The organism is Paenibacillus lentus, assembly GCF_042714055.1.
GTDB lineage: Bacteria > Bacillota > Bacilli > Paenibacillales > Paenibacillaceae > Fontibacillus > Fontibacillus lentus_A.
In genome coordinates this window covers 331,534-358,057 of sequence record NZ_JBHGVC010000003.1, presented here as the reverse complement: position 1 = coordinate 358,057, position 26,524 = coordinate 331,534, and the positions used below count along the sequence as shown (strand labels likewise).

The window sequence follows — 26,524 nt, the reverse complement described above, 5'->3', positions numbered from 1 at the left end:
ATTGATAATTATGAACGAGACAAGTAGCGTGATCGATGTGCGGATTTCTCCCAGACATAATTACTCAAAATGACACTCATTTCATAAAACATAAACGGAGTAATCAAATAAATACCGTTAAAATGCTCCAAAGCCGTGTCCAGCAATTCCTTGGCGATTTCTACTCCTACCTTGCGGCCCTCTTCACCCTGCAGCCCGTCCATCCGTTTTCTGACACTGTCGGAAAGCTGTATGCCGGGAACCTCGTTGTGCAGGTATTCGGCATTCTTGCCGCTAGCCAGCGGCATAATACCGATGAAGATCGGAATATCCAGGTGAGCCGTCGCCTCCTTGACCGCAACGATCAGCTCTGGATCATATACCGGCTGCGTCATAATATAATCGGCACCGGAGGCTATTTTTTTCTCCAAGCGCTCGACGGCTTTATTCAAATGCTTCACATTCGGGTTAAAGGCCGCACCGACAACGAACTTCGCTTTCTGCTTCAGCGGCTTCCCTGAAAATGCGATGCCTTCATTCAATTGTTTGATCATGCGAATGATTTCAAATGAAGTTAAATCATAGACCGAGCTCGAGCCGGGCAAATCGCCGAAGCGGGCCGGATCGCCGGTCACTGCCAGAACATGGTCGATGCCAAGGGCATCGAAGCCCATCATATGCGATTGAGTCCCGATCAGGTTGCGGTCGCGGCAGGCGATATGAATGAGCGGACGAAGTCCCACCTCGGCTTGGACGAGATGGCCAAGCGCCATATTGCTCATTCGCGTAACCGCCAGCGAATTGTCGGCCAGGGTCAAGGCATCGACCCCTGCTTCCTTCAAAGCCGCAGCGCCGTTCATAAACTTGCGGATATCCAAATCGCGCGGAGGATCGAGTTCTACGATAACGGTATGGCGCTCTTTAACCAATTCCACGATGCTTGGCTCCGAGTCTTGCCCGCCGGAAATCTCCCTAATCTGCTCCTTCCGCTCTTCAACGATAATAGAAGGCCGTGTAGCAGGCAGCACCGCTCCTTCTGGAAGCGGCTTCGGCGCATAATTGGAAAGCGCCTCCGCAATCGCCGAAATATGCTCTGGCGTCGTACCGCAGCAGCCGCCGATCAGCCGAGCTCCAAGGTCGGCGAAAGAAACCGCGCACTCCCCGAAATACTCTGGAGTTGCTCCATATACATACTCTCCATCTATATAGTCGGCTAAACCCGCATTAGGGAATACGGAAAGCGGAATGTCAAGCGGTCCGTTCAAGCCTTCCATTACGCTCATAATTCCTTTGGGGCCAGAATGACAGTTGAAGCCGAGAACGTCAGCCCCTTCCTGTCGCAAAATGCCGAAGGCATCCCTTATACTGTAGCCGTCCAGCGTACGGCCCAACTGATCGACGGCAAACTGGCAAATGACCGGAATCGGGGTGAACTTGCGCGCCTTGCCGAGCGCGATTCGCATCTCCTCCAGATCGTAGAAGGTCTCAAATAGCAGCGCATCGACGTCCTCTGTCAACAAGGCGGAAATCTGCTGCTCATAATACTGATTCAGCTCCTGAACGGAGACATTTACCCTTTTACCGCCGCGAATCGATCCTACCGCCCCGGCAACATAAGCATCTGTCCCCGCCGCGCTTCTAGCGATCCGCACAGCGGCTCTATTGATCTCTTCTACTTTGGATTCCAATCCGAACTTAGCGAGCTTATAATAATTCGCTGAGAAAGTATTCGTCTCCAGAAGCTGCGCTCCCGCTTCTATATAACGGCGATGCACATCGCCGATAACTTCTGGCCTTAATAAATTGAACTCTTCATAAGAAATACCGACAGGGAAACCCAACTGGTACAAATAGGTTCCCAGCGCCCCATCTCCAATCAAAACCTCGTGTTGCATTTTCTCGCGTAAATCCGGCCTCATAATGGTTACCTCCACAGCCTCATTCTATTTCATGCCCTATCTTTCGGCATAATCCTGCGTACTTGAACGAACTATAGTGAACTCTAGTAAACTTATTTTCATTCTAATGTACCATAAAATCAGGCTGAATGGTTAGAAAAAGCGCCCGCTAAACTTATATCGTCCCGCTATCATTTCACGAGTTAATAGCGGCTCCGCCGTAAACTCTCCTATCTTATATACTCAAAAAAAGAAGAGGCTGGTCAGGCCTCTTCCACAATTGCGGTACCCATGCTTCCCTCGTACACGATCTCCGCCGGGCCGCTCATATACACATGGTTATCCGCCTCGTTCCATTCGACGTACAAATCCCCGCCTGGCAGGCCGATCCATGCTGTCCGGTTCGTATACCCATGAAGCACGGAGGACACCAGTGTAGCGCAGGCGCCGGTTCCGCAAGCGAGCGTTGGCCCCGCTCCCCGCTCCCACACCCGCATTTCCACGCGGTTCCGGGAAGTAATGCTAGCGAACTCCACGTTTGTTTTTTGCGGAAAATAGGGATGCACCTCCAGCTTCGGCCCCCAGGTGTTCAGATCGAACGCTGCTGCATCATCGACATAAATAATGCAGTGAGGATTGCCCATCGATACCGCCGTAAAGCTAAACCTGCGCCCAGCAGCTTCTATAGGCCAATCCAATACCGGGCTCGCATCGAGGATCGTTGGAATAGCAAGCCCGTTAAGTATCGGCTCCCCCATATCAATGCGCACGGACGAAACAGCACCCGATTTTGTCTGAAGCACGGCCTGCTGCACGCCGGCACCCAACGTTTCGATGGTCACCCGCTCACGGCTGACATAGCCTTTTTCATACACGTACTTGCAGACGCAGCGAATGGCATTTCCGCATTGCTCCGCTTCCGTTCCATCCGAATTGATGATTCGCATTTTGAAATCCGCCTGTTCTGAAGGCAAAATAAACACCAGTCCATCGGCTCCGACGCCAAAGTAACGATTACACCATTTTTGAGCGAGATAAGAAGCATGCTCCGGCAATGACTTTTCACCGTAAAAAACAAGAAAATCATTTCCGAGCCCGTGCATTTTCGTGAATTTCATCTGAACCACCCCTCCGCGCTTCGCCTTGCAAAGCTAAGCTATGGGGTTAGTCTATATTTTGAGGGCTCGGAAGGGTATTGATTTTATGGACGAAAATTTGTACTCTTCACTGTCACGAACGGACCCGAATTGTTGTACTTGCGGCGATGCCTCCGGCCCGACCAAACGCTGCCCGCTCCGAGCAGGAACGTCGGGATTCCCGCGGCCACGAGTGTAATGGACCAGTCTCTCAGCGAGAGCGGCATAGTTTTGAAGATCGGCTGGAGCGGCTCGATGTAAATGACTCCCAGCAACAGTACTACGGAAGATAGAACCGCGATGACAAGCAGACGATTCTGCAGGATATTCCGGTGAAAAATAGAACGGGAGCTGCGGCAATCGAACACATGGATCAGTTGGGCCATAACCAGCGTGGCGAACGCCACGGATTGGGCCTTGATCAGCTGGTTTTCTGCGCCCGGATTGCTTTGCAGCGTAATCCAGAAAGCACCGAGTGTACACAGACCGATCAGCAGCCCGCGGCTTAATATTTTCCAGCCCAAACGCCGGGCAAAAATGTTCTCCTTCGCTCCCCTCGGCTTGTGCTCCATCAAATCCTTCTCCGGCTGATCCACGCCAAGGGCCATGGCCGGAAGTCCATCCGTCACTAAATTGACCCATAAAATCTGGATCGGCATAAGCGGCAGCGGCAGACCGGCCAGCATGGCAAACAGCATCGTCAGGATCTCACCCACGTTGGAGGCGAGCAGGTACCGGATAAATTTGCGGATATTCTCATAAATGTTCCGTCCTTCCTCTATAGCGGCGACGATGGACGAGAAATTATCATCGCTCAAAATCAACGAGGAAGCTTCCTTGGATACGTCCGTTCCCGTAATCCCCATAGCGATCCCGATATCGGCTGCTTTGATGGCAGGCGCATCATTCACGCCATCCCCCGTCATGGCCACGACATGGCCATTGCGCTGCAGGGCCTTCACGATGCGCAGCTTATGCTCCGGCGATACGCGGGAGTAGACAAAGGTGCTGTCCACCTTTTGATCGAGCTCCTCATCGCTAAGCAGCGTCAATTGTGAACCCGTGATCGATTCCCCGCCCCGCTGTAAAATCCCTAAATCATGGGCAATCGCTTCGGCGGTGAGACCATGATCCCCAGTTATCATCACCGTTTTAATTCCCGCTTTACGGCAGGTTGCTATCGCTTCCCGTACTTCCCTCCGCGGAGGATCGATCATTCCGGTCAAGCCGACGAATACAAGCTGCGATTCCACCGTTTCTTCACTGTTCGCATCCTCCTGAGGGCGAAGCTCGCGGTATGCCAGGCCAAGGACGCGCAGTGCCCTGCGAGCCATTTCTTCATTCGCTGCCTGTACCTTTTGACGCAAGGTGCCCGTAAAAGGAACGATCTTCCCCTCCCATAATACATAAGAGCAGCGCTCCAGCAGCATATCAGGCGCGCCCTTGGCGAAGGCGAGAGTCCCACCTTGATGCGACACGACGACAGACATCCTTTTGCGTTTGGAATCAAATGGATGCTCCTTTTCGCGTTTGTAAATGCCGCTTAACGAGCTGGCAGTCAGCCCCATTTTAGTCGCTAATGTGACAAGAGCTCCTTCCGTAGGATCGCCCTTCAGCTTCCAGCGCGAGCCGGAGGGCTCTTCCTTGCCTTTGCGGCGATTGCGGGCGCTCTCCTCCGCCTCCTCCTCATAAATAACGGCATTACTGCACAGAGCACTGATTTGCAGCAGGCGGCGCAGACTCTGGTCTTTGTTTACATCCAGCGGCTGTCCCTGTTCCAAAATATGCCCGACCGGCTCATAGCCATCCCCGGTCACTTCGAGCGGGCGCCCTTCCAGCCAAATGTGGGTCACCGTCATTTTGTTTTGCGTCAGAGTGCCCGTCTTGTCGGAGCAGATGACGGAGGCGCAGCCAAGCGTTTCGACGGAAGGGAGCTTGCGCACGATCGCTTTGCGTTTGATCATCCGCTGTACTCCAAGGGCAAGCGCAATCGTCACGATCGCCGGCAGGCCTTCGGGAATAGCTGCAACGGCAAGGCTTACGCCAGCAAAGAACATGCTTCCGGCAGGCTGTCCATGAATGATACCGACTACAACGACGAGAATCGTTAAGCCGAGAGCCAAATAAATCAGGATTTTCCCGAGCTGTTCGAGCCGGCGCTGCAGCGGTGTTTCCTGCACCTCCGTGTTCTGAATCAGATCGGCGATTTTCCCCATCTCCGTCTCCATGCCCGTACGAATGACGATGCCTTTCCCGCTCCCACGGGTGACCATCGTTCCCATGAAGCCGATATTCTTCTGATCGCCAAGTGGAACCTCTTCCTCCCGGATCGCTGCGGCATGCTTGTTCACGGGATGGGATTCGCCGGTTAATGCGGATTCCTCCGCATCCAAGCTATTCGTCACAAGCCAGCGGATATCAGCCGGAATGCGATCCCCGCTCTCCACCATAACAATATCGCCGGGGACAAGCTCTCTTGCCGTTATATCGCGAAGGCGCCCTTCCCTCAGCACATTGGCATGGGGAGCGGATAGCTGTTTGAGCGCCCTGAGCGACCGCTCGGCACGAAATTCCTGAATAAAGCCCAGAACCCCATTCAAAATGATGATGGCTATAATAGTAACGGCGTCCAAATATTCGCCGAGAAGGCCCGAGATCAATGTAGCTGCCATCAGTACGAGCATCATGAAATCCTTGAATTGGTTCAAGAAAAGCAGCAGTGGCGATACGCGCTGCATTTCCATCAGCTCATTCCATCCGCTTTGCTCTTGTCTGCGCCGAGCCTCTTCCTCGGTCAGACCCCGCTCATGCGAGACGCCGAACCGTTCGAGAAGCTCCTCTCCACTCCACTGGTGCCAGTTTTTTTGTTCCATGCTCCCTATTCCCCTCCCGTAATTTATGCAGTTTTACAGAGTGAAGGCTTTTCCACCTAGGGTAAATGTATTCAGGCCAGTCCTAAATTATCACAGGGGAGGACTTAAGTTTTTACATAAAGTATGGCATCATAGAGAGAGCGCAATAAGCGCCCAAGGCACTTATAGAGGGAGATTACACATTATGGCACTTGACGGAATCGTAACGCGTTCTATTGTTCACGAGCTGCAGATTTGCGTGGGCGGACGCATCAATAAAATACATCAGCCATCCACCAGCGATATCATCATCAATTTACGTTCCCAGGGCGGCAACCGAAGGCTTATTTTGTCGGCCAACCCGACCTATCCGCGGGTACATCTGACCGAGCAATCCTTTCCTAACCCGCAGGAAGCTCCCATGTTTTGTATGCTGCTGCGCAAGCACTGCGAGGGGGGCGTTATCGAGGCCATCACCCAATACGGGATGGAACGGATCATCGTATTTGATATCAGGCAGCGCGACGAGCTTGGAGATATTTCAGCTAAACGGATCATCGTCGAATTAATGGGGCGTCACAGCAACATCATTCTCGTTGATCCAAGCACGGGAACCCAGTTGGACGGCATCCACCATGTGACCCCTTCCATCAGCAGCTACCGCGTTGTTATGCCGGGCTTTGCTTATACGGAACCGCCGGAGCAACACAAGCTGAATCCCATCGAAGCCGGCAAGGACGATTTCCTGTCAGCCTGGCGCGAGGCCGGGGAGGAAACCAAATCAAGCTATTGGCTGGTTCAAGCCTACAGCGGGCTCAGTCCGCTTATAGCGGAGGAAATCTATTACCGTGTCCGCGACAACGAAGCTGCCGCAGCTTCTACGGCGTATTCTATGCAGGAGGCACCGGGGCATGAGGAGGTATGGTCGGCTTTCTCTGCAATGATGCTGGATATTGCCCGTCATCAATATCACCCGATGTCCGGCAGCAACAGCAAAGGAAAACATGTATTTTCAGCCGTATCCTTAAGCATGATCCGTGATGATGTCCACACATATCCATCCATCAGCGCCTGCATGGAGGATTATTACGGGGAAAAAGCGCTGCGCGATACGGTGAAGCAAAGAACGAGCGATCTGCTGCGCTTTTTGCAAAACGAGCGCAGCAAGAACATGAAAAAGCTGACCAAGCTGCAGGAAGATCTGGTCGAAGCTGAGGACGCCGAGCGTTACCGGATTTATGGGGAGCTGCTCCTCGCCTCTCTCCATCAGATAGAGAAAGGCGATACCCAGGTGGAGCTCATCAATTACTATGATGAGGAGCAGAAGGCAGTAGCCGTCTCGCTCGATCCGCTCCTGACCCCCTCCGAGAACGCGCAGCGCTATTTTAAGAAATACAATAAATTCAAAAACAGCCTGGCGATCATTGACGAGCAAATGGATATCGCGCGCAAGGAAATTACTTATTTAGAGGGCCTGCTTCAGCAATTAGCTTACGCTACATTAAGCGACATCGATGAAATACGAGAGGAATTGATCCAGCAGGGATATTTGAGAGAACGCCATACCAAGAACAAGAAAAAGAAGAAAAATGATCGGCCGACGCTTCATGTCTATACCTCATCCGAAGGCATCGAAATTTATGTCGGCAAGAATAATTTGCAAAACGAGTACGTTACGAACCGGCTGGCCAGCCATAATGACACCTGGCTGCATACGAAAGATATTCCCGGCTCCCATGTCGTCATTCGGAGCGCTTCTTACGGAGAGGCCACATTGAATGAAGCGGCCCAGTTAGCGGCTTACTTCAGCCAAGCGAAAGAATCCAGCAGCGTTCCCGTAGATTACACGCTGATCAAGCATGTTCGCAAACCGAACGGCGCTAAGCCCGGCTTCGTCATCTACGAGCAGCAGCGCACCCTGTTCGTCACGCCGGACGAAGCGCTGATTAAAAGCCTGCCGAATGCGATTAAATAAAAATCCGGACATACAACAAATCCTTCGAACCGATGCTCATGGCTCATGAGCAGGGTCGAAGGATTTTTTTAGGTTACTTTTCGTTCAGGCCCGAACGAATGCGCAGTTGTTCCAAGGTTCGGAGCGGCACGGAACGCGAGCCGATATCCCCGTGAAATATAACGCCTTGCCGCTCGCCGTGGTAATCGGAGCCCGCGGTCGGAATTAAGCCGAACTGATTGGCGATTTCCAGATAACGCTCCTCCTCCTCGATACCATGGTCGGAGTGGTATACCTCAATTCCCACGGGCTGCCCGCTGGCGATAATGCGCTTGACCAGCTCGTCATCCCCATATAAACCGGGGTGCGCCAGCACGGGAGCTCCGCCAGCCTCACGAATCCATTGCATTGCTTCTTCCGGCGTTATTCTCGGAACACTTGCATATGCCGGCTTCCCTTCGCCGAGATAACGGTCGAAGGCATCCCGCATATCGTCGGCATATCCCTTGCGAACCAGCGCATCGGCAATATGCGGCCGGCCGATGCTCTCATCGGGACGAAGCGGGCGGCCAAGCCCGTCCTTGATTTCCTGAAGCGTCAGCGGCATCCCTAAACCGTGAAGCTTCTCCAGAATTAGAGCATTCCGGGCTTCTCGCGTCGCTCTTAGTGTCTGAAGCCTGCCCAACAGCTCTGGCTCCTCGGCGTCAATATAATAGCCCAGCACGTGAATATCCCGTCCGGCTGCCACTGTACTTATTTCAACACCAGGCACAACCGTGATGCCGTATTGCTGCCCGGCCGCAATCGCTTCTTCAATCCCTGCTACCGTATCATGATCCGTGATCGCTATGCCTGCCAAGCCTTTTTCTTTGGCCAAGCGGACATTTTCAGCTGGAGCGTTCATGCCGTCGGAAGCCCTGGTGTGGGTATGCAGATCGCATAATTCTCGGAACGCCGTGTCCTTCATGCCCTAATCATCTCCTTAAACAGATTACAAAGGAAGCTTTTGTTCGCGTAAAAAGGTAAGAAACGTAACTGCCGATACCGGAAGCAGCGTAGATTTCAAGTGAATCGAATAAAATTGGCGCTTAAACGTCACATTTTCGATTTCCAGTATCTCCAGCAATCCAAGTGCTAGCTCATGCTTCACGGACGAAGGCGAAAGAAACGTGAGCCCGAAGCCTGCCTCGACCGCTGATTTCACCGCGCCGGTGCTTCCGAGCTCCATGACGATGTCCAGCTCCCCGAGGTCTATTCCGCTGCGTTCCAATTGCTCCTCCATGACCTGACGGGTTCCTGAACCCTTCTCCCTGAGAACGAACGGATAGGACAGCACTTCCTTCAGCTTTAGCTTGCCCTTCTTCGACAAAGGATGTCCGGCAGGCACGATCAATTTCAATTCATCCTCCATAACTGGCTCGGATATCATATCCGGATGATGCACCGGCGCTTCGACCAATCCAAAGTTAAGCTGATGGCTGACGATTTCATCGATAATTTGCGTCGTGTTCATTACTTTCAGTACAATAGAAATGTGCGGGTATTGGCGACCGAACGGCCCAAGCAGCCGCGGCAGCACATATTCGCCGATTGTCAGGCTGGAGCCGAGCAGCAGGCGTCCTTCCAGCATGGAGGTGAACTGCGACATCGCCTTCTCGGTATCGCGCATGAGTTCAATACTTTTTCGCGCGTATGGATATAAAGCCTTTCCCGCTTCGGTCAAATCAATTCGCTTCGTAGATCTGACCAGCAGCTTCGTGCCGAAATAATCCTCAAGCGATTGAATTTGCATTGTTACCGCGGGCTGAGTCATATGTAGCGCCTGAGCGGCTGCAGAGAAGCTGCCTCGTTGGGCGACAGTATAAAAAATATGTAATTGATGATAATTCAAAGCCATTCTTGCTTCACCCCCTCTTCTTCAATACAATAGCATGTCCAGGTCAACAAAAAAAGCAAACACCCTTATAGTGTCTGCTTGATTATTCTGTCTGTTATGCTTGCTCCAATATTTCGTTATTTCCGCTTGCGGCTGTTCTTCATCAGCGTCATGCGCCTGGAATGCCTCAGCCAGGAATAATAGGATCGCAGGTCACGCAGCTCGATCGTTTCAGACATGCGCCCAAGGAAAGTGACGATGATCATCCGGTGCATGGGTCTTCCGACCAGGTCATATTCACCGGGAATTTCAGCAAATTCGGCGACCATGACCAAATCATCGTCCACCAAATAAACATCCTCTTCATTGCGGTAATAATGCTTGATACGGCCCTGCTTGAGACATTCCCAAGCCCAGGCGGCAATTTTCTCAAAGCCTTTATTCGTCCGGTCTATTCTGTCGCGATATCGCATCATGGCATGGTTAGTGATCACGATATCGGAGACTCTTTTATCGCCTAAAGTTACGTGAAAAGCCTCATAAGTTCCCCACCGCTCCGTAACCTTATCTCTCATGACGCACACCTCATGTCTTGTAGTTAATAGGTCTTTATAACTAAGTATATTTACCTATAATCATACATCACTTTCCATTATTCTACAAGGGAGGGCTTCATCTTAGAACTAAAATCTACCGAGAGATTACTCCATTTTTATTTTTTTCACTAATTTGTCGCTTCCTACTATCAGCAGCAAAGTCTCCAGGTCATACCCGCCTTTCATCTGCAGAGTCAAAACGATGAGCACTTCTTCATCCTGACGATCCATTTCAAAGGCCAGCACGGAAACATGAAGGTCTCCCAGCCGCTTCAAAATTCGCTCCAATGCCTCCTCTTCATTTTCGATGACGAGGGCGAGCTTTTCGATTTTAGGCGAGGTCAGCCAGCTGAGGCGGCCATGCAGCATGATTTGACCCACAAAAATAATGAGCATCACTCCAATTCCAATGAAATACATGCCCGCTCCCACCGCCATGCCTATTCCAGCCGTCGCCCATATTCCAGCAGCTGTTGTCAGGCCTTTTACCGTATGCTTCTGCATAAAAATCATGCCTGCTCCTAAAAAGCCCACTCCACTTACGACACCAGCCGCGACTCTAGATGGATCTAGCGATAAATTGCTCCAGCCTATTTGATCCTGAAAGCCATACTTTGAAATAATAATCATGAGTGCAGAACCGACAGCCACGACAAAATGGGTTCGGACCCCGGCCTCCTTTGCACGGCTCTTCCGCTCAAAGCCGATAATCGAACCACAAATACCTGCGATCAGAACGCGCAGCAATAATTCATACTCCACCTGTCCCGCCTCCTGTATATTTTGTTCATCCTATAGGGACAAATAAAGAGCGCCCTTATAAGGGTCGCTCTTCATTATATCCGCCTACATTATTGTAAGGCTTACGCCAAGCGGGCTATAAATATTCGTATCCAAATACCTACAGTCCATAATACTGCGTCTTGTCGGGAACTTCCTTCGTATATTCCGTCTTAATTTCATTGCGGTAAGATCGTTCGATCTTGCGAACATAAGACAGCTTGCGAATATTTCTCATAATGTCTTCCGCACGCTCGGAATTTACATACATGACGACGTAATGCATCCGTCGGGATAAATAGTGCACGCTCCCGTATTTCTCCAAGTTTCTTGCTGCCTTTAAATCGCTTACCCATATAATATAGCCTGTACGTTCCGGAAACATGTAATCCCCCCAATTTCGTCGCCTGTTAATGATGTTGCGTCAGTTCGATTGCATCGTTCCTACGGCTATCCGCAGCTGCACTTGCCGCCGCTTCCACACCCGCCGCCTGTCGGATTCGGATCGTTGCTTGGTACCTTGATCGTTTCGGATACGGCAAAGGCAATCGTCTCCGACATTTGATGCAGCATTTCGTCCAGCTCTTTCTCTGCCGCTTTGAAGTTTCGTACGGCTTCGAACCGCTCCAGCTCCTTCTCGACCTCGGCTACTTTGTCCTTCGCCTCATGGTAATTGGGATGAAAGTGTCCGAATCGCTCCGTCTCCTCAAAGAGTTCTTTCTGCGCGGCAAGCTTTCTAACGAAAACTTGAATCTCCGCATCCTCCTCCACCCGTCTCTTCCAGTACAGATAATCGGAGACCGCGAGGGAGTTGTTTATCATATCGCCTAATTCATAGGCGTATGTCAAAAGCTCGGCCATGTCGACCGTCTTCAGCTCGGTTACGCTCATGAATCTCAACTCGATTCTACATAGAATGGTCTACCGTAAACATTTGTTCAAAAAAACAGGTTATCAGTAGACTCCATTATAATAACATATTCAGTTTCTCAGCAGAAGGGTTTCATCATGATTCCCTCATATCTGATGCGCAACGTCTATTACCGGAAGGAGCAGACGCATAGCCTCCCAGTCCTCGGGAGCCAATATAGCCTCATACCCTTCGGCGTCGCCGGACGCGAACAATTTTCCGGCAACCTGCCAATCCTCCCCATCTTCCAGACTGGCTGGCAAATACTCGACCCATTGTCCGCCGATCTGTAAGGCAAGCAGCGTTTGCCACTGTATCGCTTGGCTTACCATTTGCCGTGCCGTGGAGGAGTGGTAGCTTCTAGCCGTCTTTAGCCACATTCCGGGAACCTGCTCCAGTCCCGGGAATAGCTCCTTCCTTTCAGGAATGGCGTCATTCCAGCGGTAGGCAGCCATATTCTCCCCGCCTAGTATCATCCCTCGGTAAATTCCCTCATCCAACGGAACTTCTCTTTGTCCGCCACTCAAAGACGAGGGGTCAGCCAGCCTTGGAAAAGTCGAACCCCCTTGCGATTCGCTCCGCTGCCTCCCCCATTCCTCCAATGCGATGATCACATTGGTTGGAATACCTGGGGAATATCGCTGCAAATGGAGCCGCATATCCTGCCAGGAGCGGCCGAGCCGAAGCCCCTTGGCGACACTTTCCCTTGTAATCCGGTAAATCGACAGACGATCTGTCACGATGCTTTCGGAGAAGGCTTCCAGCTCCCAGCGGACGTCGAAGGGGACATCCGGCGGTACCATAATCTCGAAGTCCGGCTGAATGTAAAAACAGCTGCCTGCCTGCCCATGATGATCCGGCTCGGAACGGGGCTGCGATACTTCCCACTCTAATGGCAAGTCGATCCAGCGAAATGCGTGCTCGCCGGCGTCATCGCAGCCTAGCTCCAGCCAGCCGAAGCCGCACATCGCCTCCAGCCAGCTCCACAGCCAGTTCTGTCGTTCTTCAGGCAGCTCTGGGCATAACAGCCCCTCTTCCTGAAGCCATCCAATGAATCTCTCATACGAATACCATTCGCCCACTAACCAATCCGCTGATGACAGAGAATAAACGAAATGCTGCGGTTCTTTCTCCGCAGGAACATATTTTAACAACATCCGTTGAAAAAGCACTGAATTCATCCCCGCCAGGTTGTTCCTCAGCCATAAGGATAGACCTTCAACATTCAACTGCCATGCTTTTGGGCTTTCTGTGAGTATGTTAAGCTCAAGCAGCAGATCCAATATGATGACCGTATGAGCCGGGTAGATATCCTGATGAGAATATTTAAGCGACAATCCGCTTACATCCTCCTGCTGCAAGGCTGTTTGTTGACTTAATTTCGATAACACTCTCTGGTGAATGAATCCTTTAGCCGTAATCGGTATACCGTGGCTCGCAATCCAGACCAGGCTTCGAAAAACATCTAAAGCGAGTCCCCGCTTAGCCTCTTTTATAAGCTTCACGTCGCTGCCGCTTTTTGGCTCAAGCCGCGGCCTGATCCATTGCTGATGAAGAACGCTGAGCAGCTCTTGCGGAATGAAGTACAAGCGCTCGCCCCATGTGTTGCACGCCGAAGCAACAAATTGACGACGCAGCAGACCCGGAACAGCTGCACGTAAATCAGCAGGCGTTATCCGTCCGGCTGCGGCCCTCGACAAATGCTCCAGCTTGAAGGGAAGTCCGGCGAACTGGCGGAAGATCAATTCCAGAGCGCAGCGAACCGATGGCGCCAGCCCCTCCAGATCGCAATGCCGGACGTTTATGGCATGCTCCGCTTTTGCCTTATTCAACAATAGCCGATCACAGCTGTTATAGTCGCTCAAACTCAAAGAACCTCCCTCTGAGAAGCTGGTTCCATACAGGATGGATCACCGCGGCGGATCGAATATTCATATCCCTGCTCCACGAGAAAAAGCTGACGACGCAAAGCAAAATGCTGCTCCCTGCTATCCGCTGAGACTAAACTATAAAAATACGCGATTTCTCCCGCCATTTTTGGACGCAATATTCGGCCAAGCCGCTGCGCTTCCTCCTGCCTTGAGCCGAAGCTCCCCGATATTTGTACGGCTACCGAAGCATCCGGGAGATCCACCGCAAAGTTAGCCACTTTAGATACGACGAGCACGTTAATCTGCCGATCCCGAAATGCTTGAAACAATCGGCCTCGCTCCTCTTGAGTCGTGCTCCCTGTAATGAGCGGGGCCTGCAGAACGCTGGCCACCTGGGTCAGCTGCTGCAAATATTGACCGATAATTAAAATTTGCCGGTCTTCGTGCAGGCGAACCAATTTTTGAATCCAGGTGATTTTCCGGGGATTTTCAGCGGCCAGCCGAAACTTGCCTCGCCCTTGGGCAGCTTCATATTTTTCTCTCAGCGAAGGAGACATTGTTACCTGGATTTCCTGGCATTCGACCTGGGCAATATGTCCGCTCTTCTCCAGCTCGCGCCAAGGCAGCTCATACAACTTCGGCCCGATCAGCGAGAAGACATCGCGCTCGCAGCCGTCCTCCCGAACGAGCGTCGCCGTCAATCCAAGGCGCCTTGTGGCCTGAATGTCCGCCGTAGCACGAAATACAGGGGCCGGAAGAAGGTGCACCTCGTCGTAAATAATCAGCCCCCAATCCCTCTCGTTGAACAAGCTCATATGCTTGAAGCCTTCCTCTTTTCTATTGCGGTGGGTTAGAATTTGATAGGTCGATACAGTGACCGGCCGCACCTGCTTCCTGTCACCGGAGTATTCTCCGACCTCCTCGCACGTTAGCGTCGTCTTCTGGCATATTTCCGCAATCCACTGTCGTACTGAAGTTACGTTCGAGGTCAGGATCAGCGTCTCGCACTGCAAGCGTTCAAGCGCGGCGATACCAATTATCGTCTTTCCGGCGCCGCAAGGCAGTACAATAACGCCGCTCCCCCCGCGTCCTTGCTGTCCGATTGAATTCATCGAACCAGCAAAGGCCTGAACTCCTTCAGTTTGATAATCCCGTAACGCAAAAGATCGACCGTCCGAAAGCACCGTCCTCAGAGCCAGCGGTAAAGTATGCCCGCTATGATAACCCGCTTCGTCGATGAGGGGATAGCCGAGACGTGCCGTTTCTTGCTTGAGCAAGCCGCGGAATACAGCCGGAAAGCGAAGACGAGAGCTGCCGTCCCGCTCCAGTCTGAAAGGTTGAAGAGAGGCTTCTTTCTCCAACTGTTCAAGCAGCGAAGGATTCGAGCCTCGCAGCTCAAGACAGAGCATATCCGGCTGATCATCCACCCTCACCAGAGCTAGTGAACCGTATCGCGATACCCATGTTCGGATATCCGAAACCACTTTGCCGGGAACCTCCCACCTCGCCAGGTTTCGCAGCATGCTCACAATGTCATCCGCCGTGCAGCCGCTAGCAGCAGCATTCCACAAAGAAAGCGGCGTAATTCGATATGTATGAAACCCGGCCGGACTCTTAACCAGTTCCGCGAACAGAGCCAGCTGCAATTTGGCTTGTTCAAACCCCGGATGCTCCTTCTCCAGCAGTACCGTAAAATCACGCTGCACGATGCATGCTCCCGTTCCATTCATCCTATGAGCCTCCTTCATCAGGCTATCCTTACTTGCTTAAAGCAAGTGCGCCTCGAGAATCTGCGGTATGGAAAAGAAGAAGCCCGCAAGCATTATGCGAACTTCTTCTCTTGAAATGCCCCTATGCGAAATGTTCAAAAATCGATTGAACACTGCCTGGGCTGGGAAATGAAATTAGTGAACTTGATGAGAAATCTCGCTAAGCGCATCGCCGGCTTCATCGGCAAAATTGTTGCGCACAGCCAAATCGCCAATTGATACAACACCAATCAGGCGTTCTCCCTCGGTTACCGGCAGACGGCGAATTTGCTGCTCGGCCATCAGCTCCGCAGCATCATCGACCGGAGTGTCCGGGGAAGCTGCACGAATGCCTCGCGTCATCACGGTCTCTACGGCGGTTGAGCCAGGATTCTTCTCGGCAATTCCGCGAATGACAAGATCCCGGTCGGTAATTACGCCAATTAGCCGGCTTCCATCCTCAACTACAGGGATAAAGCCTGTGTCATGATCCTTCATTTTAACCGCGACCTCATAGATGTTGTCTTGCGGCGATACAGTAACCACTTCGTCTGTCATGATATCCTTTACTTTTCTCATTATGCTATCCCTCCATAAATCTAGATTTCCTAGGAGGGAGCAATTTTATGCATGCTCGATACATCGCGCGGAGGGCAGCATTCGGGTTTACTGCCGATCCGATTGAAAGGCTTGTGCCATCGCTATCAAGAGGCCCGCCGCATGAAGCATCGCATCTTCATCGATATCAAATTTCGGATGGTGGTGCGGATAAGTGGCGTTTTTCTCGGGGTTACCGGCTCCTACGAGCATGAAGCAGCCTGGGACTCGCTGTAAATAATAGGCGAAATCCTCCGCAGGCATAATTTGCGCCGAGAGCTCTACGGCAAGCCCGGCCTCCTTCGCGGCAATTTGCTCAAATCTCTCAAATTCCGGCTGATGATTCACAAGACTCGGATAACCTGTCATATATTCGATGGACACCCCTGCCCCATAAGCCTGTGCCGTTCCCTGGGCCAATTGCTCAATCCGCTCACGAATTCTCTGCCGTGTCTCCTCATGGAAGCAGCGAACCGTACCTGCCAGCCGACAGGTATCGGCAATCACGTTCTGAGCCGTTCCGCCATGAATCGAGCCGATCGTAACGACGGCAGGATCAAGCGGATTGACCGAACGGCTAACGATGCTTTGCAGCTGCATTACCAGCGCAGCCCCTGCAACAACGCTGTCTATTGCGGCATGCGGCATCCCGCCGTGCCCACCGCGTCCCGAAAGCTCAATAAAAAATTCATCCGTCGAGGCCATAAGCGGCCCAGGTCTGCTAGCAGCCGTGCCGACTGGAATTGGCGTCCATAAATGTACGCCATAAATAACGTCGACTCCGTCCAGTGCACCGGCTTCAATCATGGAAAGCGCCCCTCCGGGACATACCTCCTCTGCCGGCTGGAATAGAAGGCGAATTTCGCCATGAAGCGCCTCTTTCCGCGCGCTGAAATACTCGGCGACGGCGAGTAAAACGGCGGTATGCCCGTCATGTCCGCAGGCATGCATGACCCCGGGAACCTGTGAAGCATAATCGCATGTCTTCTCGTCCTGGATCGGCAGCGCATCCATATCTGCACGCAGGGCGACTGTTTTTCCAGGCAACTGGCCGCGAATCGTACCAATGATTCCATTCCCGCCTACGCCAACAATTATATCAATACCTAGCTTCGTCAATACATCAGCAACATAGGCCGATGTTTTCTGCTCCTTAAATGATAATTCCGGGTGACGATGCAAATAGCGTCTCCGTTCAACCATGATCGGAAACAACGATTTTAGCGCTTCCTGTCTCATTGACTTCCACTTCCCTCTCTGTCAATAACGCCTCAAGTAACGGCAGCAAGCCTGCCGCCAAACATTATGTTTATTGTAACAGAAAAATCGCCGCCCTCAATATGGCCCAATTCACAACAAACAGCGTCCCCTCACTATTTTGAAGCGTTTCCTATGCTTGCACAAGTGGTTGAAACATAATATCATGGGAGGAGAACTTTTAAGGAGGCATTTTACACGATGATTCTCGAAGATACCGGTTTGAACGGATTAAAGAGCGACTTGTCCTACTTGGACGAATCAGCAGAGAAAGTCGGGTTTATTCGCTGGCAATGGGAATATTACCGGGCTACATATGATTGCAAAATAGAAGCAAACGATAACGAATACTTCCTTCGTATCAACACACGTGCCGTTGAGGGCAAATTGGAGCGTCCTGACACGGTTCTGGAAATTGAAGCCGTCTATATCGGACGGGCTACTTTCCCGCACGGGCTGGAATACGAGTCTGAAATTCCAGCATTTGTGCAGAAGACGGCCAACCTTAAGCTATCTGAACTGAAGCAGCTCCTAGAGGCATAAGGAACTTGGCATGAGAGACAGCAAATCAGAGCCCAAACGCGGAGCTCCCGATTTTCAACTGCTTATTCTCACCTTGTTATTGGTTGGCTTCGGGATTGTCATGGTATTCAGCTCCAGCTCTAGCATTACTTTGGTAAGTGAGAAATTTGGTTATGATTTGATGTACTTTACGAAACGTCAAGTGGCTTTCGGAGGAGTTGGACTTTTCCTCATGTTCATTACGATGAACATTCCTTATGGTAAGTTCAAAAAGCTTTTTGTTCCCATTTTTATTGTTACTATAATTATGCTGATGCTTGTTCCAGTTTTAGCTGACGATATCTTCGGGGCAAAAAGCTGGTTCATGATCTTCGGCCTCGGCGTTCAACCTACCGAGCTGGCGAAGATAGCCACAATCCTTTATCTGGCTGCGCTCATTTCCAAGAAAGGGGATCGTTTTCGGGATTTAAGAACAGGCTATGTTCCCGTGATGGTCATCGTCGGCTTTGTAGCCGGTCTCATTATGCTACAGCCAGATTTTGGCTCATGCATGATTCTGGTCGCTACCGCAGGTCTCATTATATTTGCCGGCGGAGCAAATTTAAAGCATATTTTAGGGTCGATCGCTCTGCTTATCCTTGGAGCCAGCATCGTTCTGGGCGCCGGCGCCCTTTGGGAGAAAATCAGTCCAAGCGAGAAACCAGCAGGCAGCAACTATAAAGTGGGACGGATTACATCGTTTATTGACCCCTGGGAGGATCCGCAGCACACAGGCTATAACATCATCCACTCCTTAACAGCGCTTGGACATGGCGGCTTGACGGGAGCCGGATTTGGTCAAGGCATTCAAAAGCTGCATTATTTGCCGAACTCCTATAATGATTTTATTTTTTCCGTCATCGGCGAAGAATTCGGGTTTATCGGCAGTATTATTTTCTTATTGTTCTACATCTACTTTATATGGAGGGGACTGCTTGTTTCCCTTCGCTGCTCCAGTACGTTCGGCACACTGACAGGTGTAGGGATTATGGGGCTTATCGCTATTCAAGCCTTCGTTAATATCGGGGGCGTAACGCGCACGATTCCTATCACAGGCGTAACCTTGCCATTCATAAGCTACGGCGGTTCCTCCTTGCTGGTAATGATGGCAGCAATGGGAATCGTCCTCAGCATTTCGCGCGACTCCTCCATGCCTGCAAAGCAGGAACGAACAAAATCGGTCGTTGTGAAGGAAGCTTCCCGCGAATTGGGCAGTCCAAGACGCCGTCATTTATAGCATAAAAACGTAAGAAGACTACGGGAGTCCCGTAGTCTTCTTCTTTCTTCCAGGTTCGGTCATATTGCCTCAAACCATCTATGTACCGAAACCGCTGCATTTTTAGACTTCATCATCCTTAAATGCAACGCCCTCAACCTTCACATTGACTTCCACGGTTTTAAGTCCTGTCATGCTTTCGACCGCTTCACGAACATTTTGCTGCAGCATGCGACACACTTCATGGATCGGAGTCTCATACAGCACAATAATACGGAGATCGATTGCTGCTTCCAACTGACCGACTTCTACGGTGACGCCTTTTTGCACGTTCTTGCCGCTTAGCCGCTTGGCCCAGCCCTCTGACAACCCACCGGACATTGCCGCAATTCCTGGCGTCTCCAGCGCTGCCATCCCGGCTATTTTAGACACGACGTCATCTGAAATTCGAATAAGCCCATTATCTAACTGTAATTGTTCGGTCATGGTCAATTTCCTCCTTCAACCTCATTATTATTTATTGTAATTCCTACGCTCCTTTAAAGCAAATAGGGAATATTCTTTTTTGTGTATCGTTTTTAATTTCACCAGAATGGTTATGTTGAACTTGAACTCAAGTATGTTAATGATACATATATTCTTATTATATATTATGTCTAAGCCGAGGTGCCATCATGCGAAAATATATATCGTCCAGCCTGTTAATCGTTTTTTTGTACTAAGTGCCATAGGACATTACGCACATTGGTCAGCCACTTTGCAATTCACCATCATTGAGCTTGCTGCCATCGGCGTTTCGGTCTTCATCGCCAAATCGATTACCCGCGTGTCATTCTACCTCGTCTAGTGTTGAGCTGAGTGAGCCGATTATAGATTTTTCAGCTCCGCAGAAAAATTATAATTTAAAAAAGCGTACTGGCCGGGCCAATGCCGCAGCTTGTACGCTTTCTGTCGTATGTAAGCCTGTTTCTATTAAACAGGCTACTCTTTATTGTTCATCGCTTCGTATAACAGAGCTAAATTTCGTTCCAGCTTGTTCACAAGTTGTTTGCCTGTTAACTCTTGAATGAGCCCGACACGAACCGCATAGTCAACCTGTCTGGAGAAACCGTACATCTGGGTATCCAATACTTCCTCATAGAGAGGGCAGTAACGCGTAGCCAGGTTCTCCATCTGTACTTCGATCAGCTTCTGTATTTTATCTGCATCTTCCTGCAGAAGATTTAATGCTTTCAGATTCAGTTGCTCCTGCAAATCAGATGAAGTCATGTTTCTTCCCCCCTATGTCCATAAAGTCGATCACATCTACTCTATTCTTAATATTAGACGAAATCGGAAGCCAATACAAGAACCTCTCTAAATAATCCGCTTCCCAAGTCTCTCCAAATAGATATATTTAATACTGACATTCCCAAGAACACTATTCCTCAAAAAAGCACTCCTGCCTGCAATGGCAAGAGTGCTTTCTCGAACGAACATTATTCGGCTACTACCTTCACATTCAAACCATGCTTCGCAAATACTTCGGATACGGCAGCTTTCGCTTCATCCGCATCAGGCCCGTGAACGTGCAGCTCGTAGCTTTGCGTGTTCACCAGAGTTGTGAAGAGACCCAGAATGCTTTTTACATCAATGTACTTATTATCTGCTTGAAGAACGATGGATGATGAAAATTTGCCCGCTGTTTGAGCAATTTCAACTACCGCTTGATTGTTGTTCGCCACTCTAATCCCTCCGCGTCTAACTTTGGAATAAATATATTACCATGATACATTGAATCCGCTTCCCTAGCAAGGTGCAATATCATTTATTTCAAGTTCTCCGGATTTAGCCCGTTCAGCTCCGGCAGTACAAAAATGCCATCTTTACGGATTAATACATCATCGAAATAAATCTCTCCGCCGCCGTATTCCGGACGTTGAATCAGCACCAAATCCCAATGGATCGACGACTTGTTTCCGTTAAACGCCTCCTCATAAGCTTGGCCTGGGGTGAAATGAAGGCTTCCCGCAATTTTCTCATCAAACAGAATATCCTTCATCGGATGCAAAATATAAGGATTAAAGCCGATTGCAAACTCTCCAATATATCTGGAGCCGTCGTCCGTATCCAGGATTTTGTTCAGATTTTCTGTGTCGTTGCTTGTCGCCTCGACGATTTTCCCATTCTCAAAACGGAACTTTATGTTCTCGAACGTAATCCCGTTATATAAGGTAGGTGTATTGTAGCTGATTGTTCCATTGACGGAATCTCTAACCGGCGCGGTGTAAACCTCGCCATCCGGAATATTGCGCTCTCCCGAGCACTTGATGGCTCCGATTCCTTTAATGGAGAACGATAGGTCGGTGCCAGGGCCGGCAATCCGGACTTTGTCGGTCCGCTTCATCAAATCGGCCAGTGCGTCCTGCGCTCGATCCATCTTGGCATAATCGAGATTGCACACATCAAAATAGAAGTTTTCGAATGCTTCGGTGCTTGTATTGGCCAGTTGTGCCATGCTCGCATTCGGATAACGAAGCACGACCCACTTCGTATGCTTCACCCGCTGTTCACTATGTACTGAATGTGAATAAAGCGAATTATACAGCTTCATCTTATCTTCCGGGACATCGGACAGCTCATTTACGTTCGTACCCGCACGAATGCCGATATAGCAATCCATTTGCTTCATCCGGTTCAGATCAATTTCTGCCCAAGTTCTCATTTGTTCCTCATTCGCATATTTAAAAAGTGATCGTTGAACCGTCCGATCCGTCAATTCAACGAATGCATTACCGCCCTTCCGGCCGACCTCCTCTACGATCGCGATGAGCAAATCCCGTTCATTTCCAATCATTTCAACAAGCACATTTTCTCCCGGTTGTACATTAACGGAATATCCAACCAGATTCTCTGCCAGCTTCTGTATTCTTGGATCTCGCATACAGACTTACGCCTCCTCTAATTTTACATAAGCAGCATCCCATAAAGGACAAGAATCTGCTTACCTTAGTTGAACAGTGGTAAATTCATTCCCTATTGTAGCACGGCAGGCTGTGCTCTTCCAAGAGATGCAGGGATGATCTGGTATTCTCAGCGGTTATTTATAGTCGGCAAATCGGTTATCCGTCCGCAGCATCTCCTGCTGGAATGCTCCCTGCGGACTCAAATACGCCAGCCTCGATTCAGAGGTCAGACGAATAGGAAGACCTGTCTTAGGATTAATCGTAAGGTGGTATACAACTTCCGCCTCCGCTTGATCCAGCATTTGTCCAAGCTGTTCGTTTCCCGCACTCCATAACTGCTCCGCCTGGCTAGCCAGCTTCGTCCGCTGGGTTCCCGGCAGCTTGGCAAGCTTGCCCTCCCACTTCTGCTTGACCTGGTTCATCTCTTCTTCCAGCTCCCCGCCAATCAAAGCTAAGGCATCCTTGGGATCAAGTTCAATCCGCAGCACCTTCGTTCCTCTCGCTGCTCCGCTCTCCAGCTTGATCGACTTGCCAGCCTTGCGGATATGCTCCAGCTGATCCAGCGGATTTAGCCGTGCCAATCCTTTGCCGAGATCCTCTTCGTCAGACACAATATGCCAACGCCGGCCAAGCGCCTGAAGCTTTGTTTCATAGACTTTCCCTGGACGTGTACCGGATGCTAGTAAGCTTCGCTTGCTCGGATCGCCTTGCGCTATCACCATCTGTATGGTCAGACGATGATGATCATCCAGCTTTCCGTTATAGTTTAAATTTTGCTCCAGCACTCTTGGCTCGCCTCGCCATAATGCGGCCTTTCCTTGAAAGGTCAGAGTATCGATGCCAGCCAGACCAGACCACGTTTGATTAAACCATTCTTCCCCCGTCTTGGCCTCTTGTAAACGACAGGCTGACATTGTGGTTACGGCTAGCAGGCAAAAGCTCGTGAAGATGATCTTGTAAAATAGACTCATAATGCGGTTTCCTCCCTTGGCACTATTGGCTGTTAGCTGTAGGCTGTCCCTGCCCAGGGAATCTATTCGCTGGCCAACGCAAAAACTGCCCCACAGCGTGGGACAGCTCCTGACTTTGAATCACATTATTTATAGTCAACCCATTTGCGTCTGGTTTCTGCCATTATTTTTCGCTTTGTACAGTGCCATGTCGGCCTGGTAAAACAACGATTCAACGCTAATCTTTTCATCATCGCGATTCCATTCCGCAATCCCGCACGAAACGGTTACCCTTGGCTCGGTCTCCTGCTCTACGCGCAGGCGTATCATCTCCGCGATTTGATGACCATGCTCGATGCTCGCCCCAGGCAAATACAAGGCGAGTTCCTCTCCCCCCCACCGGGCGGCGACATCGGTCTTGCGAATCGTGCTTTTGATGATCGAACACACCTGCTTCAAAATTTGATCCCCGGTTTGATGCCCGTACGTATCATTGATCCCCTTGAACTGGTCGATATCCACGACGATCAATGATCCGTTGGTATCCTTTTTCTGAAACTCCTGAATCGTATCATCTAAATAATGGCGGGCATACAGACCGGTCAGCATATCCCGGTTCGCCATCCTTCTTACTTCCGCATGCAAGGAGGCATTTGCGATTGCTAAGCCGATATGAGAAGCCAGCACCTGCAGCAATTTGTAATTCTCATAAGAGAAAAATCGCTCTTCCCGATGAGACAGCATGATAACGCCATTCAATTCTCCCCTAACGACCAAAGGTGCCGCGATAAGGGATCTCGAGCCCGTATCCTCCATTAATTTGGATGAAAATTTACCAAAGGCCTTGTAATCCGACAATATAATCGGCTCTTGCGTCGAGTAAACCAGCCCGCTAAAGCCGTAATCCTTCGGAAAAAACTCTTTTTGGGACAAGGAGGGCACATTGCTGGACATAATCTCGAAATACTCGTTTTCTTTCGCGATTTGTGATATGCAGCAGTATTCCGCTTTAAAGATCGACATCAGCTCTTCGGTAGCGAATTTAAAGACTTCTTTGGGACGCAGGCTTTGATTCAGCCGTTTGGTCAATTCATTGATGAGTCGCAGTTCGCTGATTAACAAATTGGACTGCTCGTACAATTTTGCGTTCTCAAAGGCCGTGCCTGCCGTGTCAGCCAGCATGCCGATCAGCTGCAAATCGACTTCCTCCACCTGATCCCGCGGCAGAAGCAAATGAAACACGCCATAAACTCCCTGTTTGCCGATAAGCGGTACCGCGATTTCTAAGTAAGGCTCGCCTTCGGCGCCCTCCAGCTCTCTGCGCAGCATCCTGCCCTCCATAAATGCCCTGACGCAGACATGCTCCTGCTCACCATGCAGCAGCAGCGACTTTACCCTCGGATCACGGCTAAGATGATCCTGTGACATCAGGAGCTCAACCTTGGCATCCGGATACATTCCGGCAATTCTCTCAAACACTTCGGACAAAATGGAATCCACATCAATTTTGCCATGAAGCTTCTGAACAACCTGAAACAAGATCGAGCGGCGATGCTCCTCGCGTTTGGCCTGCTTTTGAATATTCAACAAATCCAGTACGAACCAGTTCTCGAATCTCTTGTAAAAGCATGCCCGGAAATAATGCGCGTTCGTTTTTATTAGAATGATCGACGCTGCGGCATCCAGCCCATCGTCCAGCATACAGCCAAATACGGAAAATAACTGTCCTTTCGTCCGCGTGAAGACCGGAACTGCAATGCAGCTGCTGCGCTCGATTGACCTCATGACACAGTCGAGACTTTCTATGCTGGCGGCAATCGTCTCAGCAGCGAGCGGAGGAATCGGCATGTCCGCCTCAAGGATCGTTCCAGCATGATTGGCCACAAACCACTGCGCCCCTCCAAGTTCGGGTAAAACGGAGACTTCCTGCTTCCAATCGACGTAGCCTTTTTGAATGAACGATTCAATATACGAGTAATCATGCTCAGTGATATCGAGTTGTTCCAGCCAACTCATATGCTCGCTTGCTTCCTCAAAGAGCATAGACAGGGAAGAATTCGGAATTGTATCTATCTTCGGGTCATCTCTTGATTGTTTGGCCATAGGAAAACTCCTTTTCGTCGCACTTGGAATACGGCGATTTATTGGTAACCTAAGCTATTCAACTCTGTCCATTTATGATAACTGATAATGTAGTCTCTTTTATGCTGTGATTCCACTCTGTCATTCCGATTTCTGTGACTATATGTTTATTTTACTATCTTCCTTGCCTTTTTGCATTAAAATTACTTCATTCTACCACACTTTTTTAGGCCGAAAGCCCTATCGACATAAAGTCCGCTTTTCATACAAAAACCACATCTTGACTTTATTCAATGATTTCATATAATATATATTGTTGATAAAGACTGGATAGGTCTTTGATTGGGGCGTAACGCATGCGGCACCCTCTGGATTTTGTTGCTGTCGGGACAGCGGCTGAACTTTCCTGGCAGATGAGCGTAATTATACTCTATCCTTCGCTCACATAAACAAAGTCCGCGCAAGTAGAACCCTATAACGAAAATTTCAAATTAAAGGAGTCTACCTATACAATGTCACGTTACACTGGTCCTAAATTTAAACTTAGCCGCCGTCTTGGCATTTCTTTGAGCGGAACTGGAAAAGAATTGAAGCGTCCTTTCCCTCCGGGTCAGCATGGTCCAACCCAACGGAGAAAGATTAGCAACTACGGCATGCAGCTTCAAGAGAAACAAAAGCTTCGCCACATGTACGGCCTCGGCGAGAAACAATTCCGCACTTTGTTTAACAAAGCGCAAAAAATGAGCGGTATCGCGGGTGAGAACTTCATGTTCCTCCTCGAAACTCGTTTGGACAATCTTGTATACCGTCTGGGCTTCTCCAACTCCCGTGCCGGCGCACGCCAATTGGTATCCCACGGTCACGTTACTGTTAACGGCAAGAAAGTCGACATCGCTTCTTACTCCGTAAGCCCTGGCGATGTAATCGGTCTTCGTGAAAGAAGCCGCGGTCTTTCCGCAATCAAGGAAGCTCTTGAGAACCGTTCGCACGTTCCTGCTTACCTTGAGTTCAACGACACGGCACTGGAAGGCAAATTCATTCGTTTGCCAGAGCGTTCCGAGTTGTCCCAAGACATCGATGAGAAACAAATCGTCGAGTTCTACAACCGTTAATAAGAACAAAAACCGACTCAGTCCTTTCGGACGCGAGTCGGTTTTTTATTTCCTTCCGCAGGGTACGGCCGATAAGCAGGTTGAACTTCTGATCCGTTCCGCCGACCTCAGTATGCTCTTTAGATGATCAGCTGAACCAGATGCCCCAAGCTCCTGAAATTGGCACAGCTTCTGTATGACGGCCGTGTGCAACATACATACTTT

Annotated in this window: 23 protein-coding genes; 4 read left to right on the top strand and 19 right to left on the bottom strand. The window is 50.2% G+C overall.

From position 1 onward, the window contains the following. Window positions 1-8 precede the first annotated feature (8 nt). The 3 genes from ACE3MQ_RS08415 to ACE3MQ_RS08405 all read right to left on the bottom strand — a co-directional run bounded on the left by ACE3MQ_RS08415 (window position 9) and on the right by ACE3MQ_RS08405 (window position 5,886). On the bottom strand, window positions 9-1,898 hold the full coding sequence (locus tag ACE3MQ_RS08415; protein ID WP_379392159.1) for a bifunctional homocysteine S-methyltransferase/methylenetetrahydrofolate reductase: 1,890 nt from the start codon (window positions 1,896-1,898) through the stop codon (window positions 9-11). 242 nt (window positions 1,899-2,140) lie between these two features. Continuing rightward, complete coding sequence (gene dapF, locus ACE3MQ_RS08410; protein ID WP_379392158.1) at window positions 2,141-2,995, bottom strand: diaminopimelate epimerase; 855 nt, start codon at window positions 2,993-2,995, stop codon at window positions 2,141-2,143. Between the two features lie 83 nt (window positions 2,996-3,078). Further along, window positions 3,079-5,886: a calcium-translocating P-type ATPase, SERCA-type gene (locus tag ACE3MQ_RS08405; RefSeq protein WP_379392157.1), complete on the bottom strand. Its 2,808-nt coding sequence runs from the start codon at window positions 5,884-5,886 to the stop codon at window positions 3,079-3,081. Between the two features lie 184 nt (window positions 5,887-6,070). Between ACE3MQ_RS08405 and ACE3MQ_RS08400 the strand changes: the two genes are divergently transcribed. Then, window positions 6,071-7,840 carry an Rqc2 family fibronectin-binding protein gene (locus tag ACE3MQ_RS08400; protein WP_379392156.1) on the top strand — a complete coding sequence of 590 codons (1,770 nt, stop codon included), beginning with the start codon at window positions 6,071-6,073 and terminating at the stop codon, window positions 7,838-7,840. 73 nt (window positions 7,841-7,913) lie between these two features. On the opposite strand, the gene ACE3MQ_RS08395 is transcribed toward ACE3MQ_RS08400, so the two are convergent. From ACE3MQ_RS08395 to ACE3MQ_RS08350, 10 genes are all read right to left on the bottom strand, one after another. Continuing rightward, entirely contained in the window at window positions 7,914-8,786 is an 873-nt protein-coding gene (locus tag ACE3MQ_RS08395; protein ID WP_379392155.1) for a PHP domain-containing protein, read from the bottom strand. A 24-nt stretch (window positions 8,787-8,810) separates the two neighbouring features. After that, the gene (locus ACE3MQ_RS08390) at window positions 8,811-9,716 is read right to left on the bottom strand and encodes a selenium metabolism-associated LysR family transcriptional regulator (protein ID WP_379392154.1); all 906 of its coding nucleotides are present in this window, start codon (window positions 9,714-9,716) and stop codon (window positions 8,811-8,813) included. A gap of 116 nt (window positions 9,717-9,832) precedes the next feature. After that, window positions 9,833-10,270, bottom strand: a complete 438-nt coding sequence (locus tag ACE3MQ_RS08385) for a hypothetical protein (RefSeq protein WP_379392153.1) — start codon at window positions 10,268-10,270, stop codon at window positions 9,833-9,835. A 126-nt stretch (window positions 10,271-10,396) separates the two neighbouring features. Next, window positions 10,397-11,053: an MgtC/SapB family protein gene (locus tag ACE3MQ_RS08380; RefSeq protein ID WP_379392152.1), complete on the bottom strand. Its 657-nt coding sequence runs from the start codon at window positions 11,051-11,053 to the stop codon at window positions 10,397-10,399. Between the two features lie 139 nt (window positions 11,054-11,192). Then, window positions 11,193-11,456, bottom strand: coding sequence for a YlbG family protein (locus ACE3MQ_RS08375; protein ID WP_379392151.1), 264 nt, complete (start codon window positions 11,454-11,456; stop codon window positions 11,193-11,195). Between the two features lie 65 nt (window positions 11,457-11,521). Continuing rightward, entirely contained in the window at window positions 11,522-11,962 is a 441-nt protein-coding gene (locus tag ACE3MQ_RS08370; RefSeq protein WP_379392150.1) for a YlbF/YmcA family competence regulator, read from the bottom strand. 126 nt (window positions 11,963-12,088) lie between these two features. Further along, a complete protein-coding gene (locus ACE3MQ_RS08365) occupies window positions 12,089-13,846 on the bottom strand; it encodes a helicase-associated domain-containing protein (protein WP_379392149.1) in 1,758 nt (585 codons plus the stop codon). 2 nt (window positions 13,847-13,848) lie between these two features. Beyond that, window positions 13,849-15,582, bottom strand: coding sequence for a DNA repair helicase XPB (locus ACE3MQ_RS08360; protein ID WP_379392148.1), 1,734 nt, complete (start codon window positions 15,580-15,582; stop codon window positions 13,849-13,851). Between the two features lie 174 nt (window positions 15,583-15,756). Then, window positions 15,757-16,179 (bottom strand): CBS domain-containing protein, encoded by a 423-nt coding sequence (locus ACE3MQ_RS08355; protein WP_379392147.1) that lies wholly within the window; start codon window positions 16,177-16,179, stop codon window positions 15,757-15,759. Between the two features lie 87 nt (window positions 16,180-16,266). After that, window positions 16,267-17,436: an amidohydrolase gene (locus ACE3MQ_RS08350; RefSeq protein ID WP_379392146.1), complete on the bottom strand. Its 1,170-nt coding sequence runs from the start codon at window positions 17,434-17,436 to the stop codon at window positions 16,267-16,269. A gap of 219 nt (window positions 17,437-17,655) precedes the next feature. Between ACE3MQ_RS08350 and ACE3MQ_RS08345 the strand changes: the two genes are divergently transcribed. After that, complete coding sequence (locus ACE3MQ_RS08345) at window positions 17,656-17,997, top strand: YugN family protein (protein ID WP_379392145.1); 342 nt, start codon at window positions 17,656-17,658, stop codon at window positions 17,995-17,997. 10 nt (window positions 17,998-18,007) lie between these two features. Next, entirely contained in the window at window positions 18,008-19,252 is a 1,245-nt protein-coding gene (ftsW, locus tag ACE3MQ_RS08340) for a putative lipid II flippase FtsW (RefSeq protein ID WP_379392144.1), read from the top strand. A gap of 102 nt (window positions 19,253-19,354) precedes the next feature. Here ftsW and ACE3MQ_RS08335 read toward each other — a convergent pair whose 3' ends face one another. The 6 genes from ACE3MQ_RS08335 to ACE3MQ_RS08310 all read right to left on the bottom strand — a co-directional run bounded on the left by ACE3MQ_RS08335 (window position 19,355) and on the right by ACE3MQ_RS08310 (window position 25,229). Continuing rightward, complete coding sequence (locus ACE3MQ_RS08335; protein WP_379392143.1) at window positions 19,355-19,717, bottom strand: Asp23/Gls24 family envelope stress response protein; 363 nt, start codon at window positions 19,715-19,717, stop codon at window positions 19,355-19,357. A 495-nt stretch (window positions 19,718-20,212) separates the two neighbouring features. Then, entirely contained in the window at window positions 20,213-20,500 is a 288-nt protein-coding gene (locus ACE3MQ_RS08330; protein WP_379392142.1) for an Fpa/YlaN family protein, read from the bottom strand. 209 nt (window positions 20,501-20,709) lie between these two features. Next, window positions 20,710-20,955 (bottom strand): HPr family phosphocarrier protein, encoded by a 246-nt coding sequence (locus ACE3MQ_RS08325; protein ID WP_379392141.1) that lies wholly within the window; start codon window positions 20,953-20,955, stop codon window positions 20,710-20,712. Window positions 20,956-21,038: 83 nt separating this feature from the next. After that, a complete protein-coding gene (locus tag ACE3MQ_RS08320; RefSeq protein ID WP_379392140.1) occupies window positions 21,039-22,154 on the bottom strand; it encodes an aminopeptidase in 1,116 nt (371 codons plus the stop codon). A gap of 156 nt (window positions 22,155-22,310) precedes the next feature. Next, on the bottom strand, window positions 22,311-23,147 hold the full coding sequence (locus ACE3MQ_RS08315; RefSeq protein ID WP_379392139.1) for a hypothetical protein: 837 nt from the start codon (window positions 23,145-23,147) through the stop codon (window positions 22,311-22,313). Window positions 23,148-23,282: 135 nt separating this feature from the next. Then, a complete protein-coding gene (locus ACE3MQ_RS08310; protein ID WP_379392138.1) occupies window positions 23,283-25,229 on the bottom strand; it encodes a sensor domain-containing diguanylate cyclase in 1,947 nt (648 codons plus the stop codon). Window positions 25,230-25,720: 491 nt separating this feature from the next. On the opposite strand from ACE3MQ_RS08310, the gene rpsD reads away from it, so the two are divergent. Beyond that, window positions 25,721-26,320 carry a 30S ribosomal protein S4 gene (rpsD, locus tag ACE3MQ_RS08305; RefSeq protein ID WP_379392137.1) on the top strand — a complete coding sequence of 200 codons (600 nt, stop codon included), beginning with the start codon at window positions 25,721-25,723 and terminating at the stop codon, window positions 26,318-26,320. The last annotated feature ends 204 nt before the right edge of the window (window positions 26,321-26,524 follow it).

Excerpts from the sequence above, each read along its gene's own strand:
- ACE3MQ_RS08355 (WP_379392147.1), bottom strand. The coding sequence starts at position 16,179 with ATGAGAAAAGTAAAGGATATCATGACAGACGAAGTGGTTACTGTATCG.
- ACE3MQ_RS08310 (WP_379392138.1), bottom strand. The coding sequence starts at position 25,229 with ATGGCCAAACAATCAAGAGATGACCCGAAGATAGATACAATTCCGAAT.
- ftsW (WP_379392144.1), top strand. The coding sequence starts at position 18,008 with ATGAGAGACAGCAAATCAGAGCCCAAACGCGGAGCTCCCGATTTTCAA.
- ACE3MQ_RS08335 (WP_379392143.1), bottom strand. The coding sequence starts at position 19,717 with ATGACCGAACAATTACAGTTAGATAATGGGCTTATTCGAATTTCAGAT.
- ACE3MQ_RS08400 (WP_379392156.1), top strand. The coding sequence starts at position 6,071 with ATGGCACTTGACGGAATCGTAACGCGTTCTATTGTTCACGAGCTGCAG.
- ACE3MQ_RS08370 (WP_379392150.1), bottom strand. The coding sequence starts at position 11,962 with ATGAGCGTAACCGAGCTGAAGACGGTCGACATGGCCGAGCTTTTGACA.
- ACE3MQ_RS08385 (WP_379392153.1), bottom strand. The coding sequence starts at position 10,270 with ATGAGAGATAAGGTTACGGAGCGGTGGGGAACTTATGAGGCTTTTCAC.
- ACE3MQ_RS08395 (WP_379392155.1), bottom strand. The coding sequence starts at position 8,786 with ATGAAGGACACGGCGTTCCGAGAATTATGCGATCTGCATACCCACACC.
- rpsD (WP_379392137.1), top strand. The coding sequence starts at position 25,721 with ATGTCACGTTACACTGGTCCTAAATTTAAACTTAGCCGCCGTCTTGGC.
- ACE3MQ_RS08320 (WP_379392140.1), bottom strand. The coding sequence starts at position 22,154 with ATGCGAGATCCAAGAATACAGAAGCTGGCAGAGAATCTGGTTGGATAT.
- ACE3MQ_RS08375 (WP_379392151.1), bottom strand. The coding sequence starts at position 11,456 with ATGTTTCCGGAACGTACAGGCTATATTATATGGGTAAGCGATTTAAAG.
- ACE3MQ_RS08350 (WP_379392146.1), bottom strand. The coding sequence starts at position 17,436 with ATGAGACAGGAAGCGCTAAAATCGTTGTTTCCGATCATGGTTGAACGG.
- ACE3MQ_RS08360 (WP_379392148.1), bottom strand. The coding sequence starts at position 15,582 with ATGAATGGAACGGGAGCATGCATCGTGCAGCGTGATTTTACGGTACTG.
- ACE3MQ_RS08415 (WP_379392159.1), bottom strand. The coding sequence starts at position 1,898 with ATGAGGCCGGATTTACGCGAGAAAATGCAACACGAGGTTTTGATTGGA.
- dapF (WP_379392158.1), bottom strand. The coding sequence starts at position 2,995 with ATGAAATTCACGAAAATGCACGGGCTCGGAAATGATTTTCTTGTTTTT.
- ACE3MQ_RS08345 (WP_379392145.1), top strand. The coding sequence starts at position 17,656 with ATGATTCTCGAAGATACCGGTTTGAACGGATTAAAGAGCGACTTGTCC.
- ACE3MQ_RS08405 (WP_379392157.1), bottom strand. The coding sequence starts at position 5,886 with ATGGAACAAAAAAACTGGCACCAGTGGAGTGGAGAGGAGCTTCTCGAA.
- ACE3MQ_RS08390 (WP_379392154.1), bottom strand. The coding sequence starts at position 9,716 with ATGGCTTTGAATTATCATCAATTACATATTTTTTATACTGTCGCCCAA.
- ACE3MQ_RS08330 (WP_379392142.1), bottom strand. The coding sequence starts at position 20,500 with ATGACTTCATCTGATTTGCAGGAGCAACTGAATCTGAAAGCATTAAAT.
- ACE3MQ_RS08315 (WP_379392139.1), bottom strand. The coding sequence starts at position 23,147 with ATGAGTCTATTTTACAAGATCATCTTCACGAGCTTTTGCCTGCTAGCC.